Source organism: Pseudoalteromonas sp. Z1A6 (assembly GCF_011378745.1).
Taxonomy (GTDB): domain Bacteria; phylum Pseudomonadota; class Gammaproteobacteria; order Enterobacterales; family Alteromonadaceae; genus Pseudoalteromonas; species Pseudoalteromonas arctica.
In genome coordinates, this window is sequence record NZ_WTKW01000361.1 from 1 (window position 1) to 4,011 (window position 4,011).

Sequence of the window (4,011 nt, forward strand, 5' to 3'; positions counted from 1 at the left end):
AAAACAAGCGGGGCTTTTTTGTGTTTTTTTAAAGTCGAAATTGATAGCTGTATTGATTCGTAAGCGAGTATGTATGCCTAGAGGATTAAAAAGGGACGCTTATAATCTTGAAAAAGGGCTAACAACCCCGTTAGCACCTTGCTGCAGTACATGGGTATATATTTGCGTAGTACGCACATCACTGTGACCTAGCTGTGTTTGTACTGTGCGGATATCAGCGCCGCTTTGCAGCAAATGCGTAGCGAAAGAGTGACGCAAAGTATGTGGCGTAACGTGTTTGTTAATATGTGCATCAAAAGCGGCTTTTTTAACAGCGCGTTGTAATTGCTTTTCATCGATATGATGGCGCCTTAATTGCTTACTCTCGGGATCAAGACTTAATTTATGTGATGAAAATAAATATTGCCATCCCAGCTGCTTATTATGGTTTGGATATTTTTTACGTAACAAATGCGGCATATAAGCGCCGCTATATAAGGGGTTTTTCAGATCTAATTGCAGGTAACTATCAACTAATTGTATTTGAGAACGTAATTGCGGTATGAGCTCTACTGCAAGCGTTACAACACGATTTTTACCTCCTTTGCCATCCCAAATTAGAATGCAGTTATAGTCAAAGTCAATATCGTGAACTCGTAAACGCAGTACCTCCATTAATCGCATACCACTGCCATAAAGTAATCCACAGGGTAAATAATGCTTTGCTACACAGTGTTTAAATAGCGCTGAAACTTCTGTTTGAGTAAGCACAACGGGTAGTTTTCTTGGGCGTTCACTTTTTACAAAGTCTAATGATAATGAAAGGGGGCTCTTAATTATTTCTTTATATAGGAAACTTAGCGCATTTAGTGCCTGCGCTTGTGTGCCTTGCGCTACGTTTTGCGAGTTTACTAAATGGTTCAAATACGATTCTACTTGAGTGTCTCCCATAGAGCTTGGGTGCTGCATATTATTAAAGCGGATATAGCTAGCTATCCAAAAAAGATAAGCTTCAATAGTGCTCTTTGCATACCGTTTGCTATACATATGGTCTTTAATCATGGTTAGAAAGAGAGATTTCATAAATGATATTCAACTTTTAAAAACATACTGTATATATAGACAGTTGTTCGTGTTTTGTCCAATAACATTATTAAAAGTCGTTTTGGTGTATTTTAACAACAATAACTTTACAAAATACGTAATTACCTGTTTACATAGAAGTTGTTTAGTGGAATTATTAAGCAATGTAATATACGCCGTTTTGGGGTGTTATAAACCCCCAAAGTGGTGTTCAATAAGCTGTTAGCTGTCTATGAGGATTCGGGTGAAAGCATTACTAGCACTAATTATATTATCTTCTTTTGGATCATATGTTTCTTACGCTCAAGCTCAAGATGTTAATGTTGAACTTATTCCACTTGAATTTACTCTTTGTGGAAAAGTCATCACTCGCAAAGATGCTGAGTACGTTGAAATTAGAAATTGGTTAAGTGAAAATAAAAGTGGCTGGGACATTGATTGGAATACACCAATTGCTGGTTTATTATATTCATATCCTTCTTATTCAATAGTCGTTTTTCCTACAGGTGTTCATGTCGGTTATAAAACGGACAATGGATTTACAAGGTTAATAAAGTCTAAAAAGCATAACCTTAAAACGTCATGTGAAAGCGTCAGCTAACAAGCCATTCAAAAGGACAAAAAACAGCTTGCTGTCCTTCGTTCCTCAGGCATTATAGCAAGCTGTTTTTTGCCTCTTAATGGGGCGTTATGTTTTCAAGGTAATCAATGAAATCTGAATTTTATGAGCTACTAAGTAAGGATAACGATTTTTGCCAAGCTCTAGGTAGGCTCATGCTTGTCGCTAGTAAGCTCGAAGTATTGATAAAACAGTACTTAAGGTTGCAGGGTAAAGAAGTAAGTGAGCGTCAAGCAACTTTAGGTAATTTGATCAAGCTCCTTAAGAAAAAAAATCACCTTACTAAGAATGGCGAAATGCTTTTTCAGCAAGCGAATATGCAAAGGAACTACTTGATTCATAATTTGTTTGCTTCGTTTGAAAATGAAATAGAACACAACCTCCTTCCTGTAGAAGATTTAGTTGAAATGGATGTCTTTGTATATACACAACAAGTTGAAGTGAGTATCGAAGACTTCACATCGTACTGTGAGATAGTTTCTGAAGGGATCGACAAACATAACAAGAATAGTCAAAAGGACGCGGCGGAAGCCGCGCCCTTGCTATAAGGCGTTAAATGGCTATTTTTCTTTTGTTTGTTACTATTTCTGTGCGTTTTGAAATATTGAAATTGTGCTAACTAAAGTAAGTTGTGCTTGTTCATATGCGGCTTTGTTTTGTATCTTCATATATCAAAAAATAGTCTTTGTGTTATAGCCGCTTCGTAATTTACATTTCGGTAAGTTGCTATGTTTTCCCGGTTTACTTGGTGCATTCGAGTTGGTTTAGTTTGTTGGCAGGTTAGCGCTTGTAAAGCACTAGCAAGTTTGGTGTAATCGGTGGTTTTTAAATATTTAGTGCAGCTCGCTTGGTAAGTTAATTTTCAAACGTGCTGTTAAATAAATCGTAGCGCCTTCTAACCAGTCGTGCCAGCTGACATTTTGGCCGTCGTTTCGTTTGTGCATGGCTTCGCCATTTTTGCACAAACTCCACTCTGGCCAAAATGCAGCTGCACTTAGCGTTATGTGCCTATGCTTTGGCTCTTTTATATATGCATAACTACTATTTCATAAGGGAATATTTATGAATATTAAAATTAAATTTTCGGTACTGTCATTATTTACTATGTTAAGTTTTTCGTCATCAGCTAGTTCTAGTGATTATGCTGGGACTGCTCATGTAATTAAAGGTGAGGCTGAAGTCAACGTTTCAACGTTATTTACCTGTAAAAAAGGACGTTCACGTCCGTCTCCAGTCGGCATTAAAAAATATGATGATATTGAATATATTGTTCCTGCAAAGGTTCAATATGAACAAAAGAATTTTGCCACAGACCTTTATAATGAATGCTCGCAGGTAACCCCAAAATCTTTATCTGAGGTTAACTTGTCGTCCGTACCTATCATAGAAGTAGATAAAGATGGAGAAGTTATTACAGGGTACATATTTGCAGATAATTACTTTGAATTATTTATAAACGGTAAGTTAATAGCCGTGGATCCTATACCTTTCACTCCTTTTAATTCCAATGTCGTGAAATTTAAAGTTAAAAAGCCATATGATATTGCAATCAAAGTTGTTGATTGGGAAGAAAATTCTGGCTTGGGTAGTGAAGATAATCGTGGTAAACGTTTTCACCCAGGAGACGGTGGTTTTATAGCAAGTTTCTCTGATGGTACGACAACAGATTCTAGTTGGTCAGCTCAAACTTTTTACACCTCCCCTATTTATGATCTGAATTGTGCTAGAGAGGTTAGAGAGCAGCGTTTAACAACAGAATGCGATACCAATGGTGCGGATAAATACATTGATACCTACTCATTACATTGGGATATACCGGTAAATTGGAAATCAGACGACAGTTACTTATCTTGGCCAAACGCAGTGGCGTTTACGGAGTCTGAAATTGGAGTCGATAATAAGAAAGCTTATATGAACTTCCAAGAACAGTTCTCTGGTGCTGGCGCTTCATTTATTTGGTCAAACAATGTTGTGTTAGATAACCTTGTCTTATTAAGGTATCGAGTTAAATAAGGCACATAACAAGTTGCTCAAGTCGGATTGCGGTAAACTGTCACCTTGTTTGCAAAAAAAACGCAAACAAGCCGCCACTTCACCACAACCGCTTAGCAAGGCGTTATACGTGAGTCGAAATATGAGATTGGCATCATCTGAAATTGATTATTGGGAACTTCGTTCTGGTGTTGACTCTCATAAAGAGAATCCCGATAAGTTTTGGATACCAGATGAAGAAAAACGAAAAAACCTTAAAGTTGGGGATGCTGCCAAGCTTATATTCGATATTGTAGTGGTCAATAAAATTTGGCCACAGTTTTAGAATCTTGATATCT

5 protein-coding genes are annotated in these 4,011 nt (G+C 37.2%); 4 read left to right on the forward strand and 1 reads right to left on the reverse strand.

Annotated features, from left to right (window positions below):
* Positions 1–99: 99 nt before the first annotated feature.
* Positions 100–1,062 (reverse strand): integron integrase, encoded by a 963-nt coding sequence (locus GQR46_RS17060; protein ID WP_165741675.1) that lies wholly within the window; start codon positions 1,060–1,062, stop codon positions 100–102.
* 244 nt (positions 1,063–1,306) lie between these two features.
* Between GQR46_RS17060 and GQR46_RS17065 the strand changes: the two genes are divergently transcribed.
* The 4 genes from GQR46_RS17065 (at position 1,307) to GQR46_RS17080 (ending at position 3,998) form a co-directional block, all read left to right on the forward strand.
* Positions 1,307–1,663, forward strand: coding sequence for a hypothetical protein (locus tag GQR46_RS17065; protein WP_165741677.1), 357 nt, complete (start codon positions 1,307–1,309; stop codon positions 1,661–1,663).
* 107 nt (positions 1,664–1,770) lie between these two features.
* Positions 1,771–2,229: a hypothetical protein gene (locus GQR46_RS17070; protein WP_165741679.1), complete on the forward strand. Its 459-nt coding sequence runs from the start codon at positions 1,771–1,773 to the stop codon at positions 2,227–2,229.
* A gap of 514 nt (positions 2,230–2,743) precedes the next feature.
* Positions 2,744–3,694, forward strand: coding sequence for a hypothetical protein (locus GQR46_RS17075; protein WP_165741681.1), 951 nt, complete (start codon positions 2,744–2,746; stop codon positions 3,692–3,694).
* Between the two features lie 121 nt (positions 3,695–3,815).
* Positions 3,816–3,998, forward strand: coding sequence for a hypothetical protein (locus GQR46_RS17080; protein ID WP_165741673.1), 183 nt, complete (start codon positions 3,816–3,818; stop codon positions 3,996–3,998).
* Positions 3,999–4,011 lie beyond the last annotated feature (13 nt).

Excerpts from the sequence above, each read along its gene's own strand:
- GQR46_RS17070 (WP_165741679.1), top strand. The coding sequence starts at position 1,771 with ATGAAATCTGAATTTTATGAGCTACTAAGTAAGGATAACGATTTTTGC.
- GQR46_RS17075 (WP_165741681.1), top strand. The coding sequence starts at position 2,744 with ATGAATATTAAAATTAAATTTTCGGTACTGTCATTATTTACTATGTTA.
- GQR46_RS17080 (WP_165741673.1), top strand. The coding sequence starts at position 3,816 with ATGAGATTGGCATCATCTGAAATTGATTATTGGGAACTTCGTTCTGGT.
- GQR46_RS17060 (WP_165741675.1), bottom strand. The coding sequence starts at position 1,062 with ATGAAATCTCTCTTTCTAACCATGATTAAAGACCATATGTATAGCAAA.